The sequence below is a fragment of the Pseudogemmobacter sp. TB195 genome (genome assembly GCF_058313095.1).
In genome coordinates this window covers 1-255 of the sequence record NZ_JBZEGG010000214.1, presented here as the reverse complement: position 1 = coordinate 255, position 255 = coordinate 1, and the positions used below count along the sequence as shown (strand labels likewise).

The 255-nt window shown below is 62.7% G+C and carries 1 protein-coding gene; it reads left to right on the top strand.

The features are described from left to right. On the top strand, window positions 1–255 hold a 255-nt coding region (nikR, locus tag AC4FS3_RS29425; RefSeq protein ID WP_491023483.1), incomplete at its 5' end, for a nickel-responsive transcriptional regulator NikR.

Below are 255 nucleotides of genomic sequence, written 5' to 3'. Positions count from 1 at the left end.
GCCTGCTTCGGCGTTCTGAGCTACGTCTACGATCACGAAGCCCGCGATCTGGCGCGCCGCCTGACCAGTTCGCACCATCATCACCACGATATTTCCGTGGCGTCGCTGCACGTCCATATCGATGCGGGCCGCTGCCTGGAAGTCAGCATTCTCAAGGGCTCCGCCGCTGACGTCCGCCATTTCGCCGACGGGATCACTACCCAGAAATCGGTGGCGCACGGGGAGCTGAAGATCATCCCCCAGCAGGGCGACTGA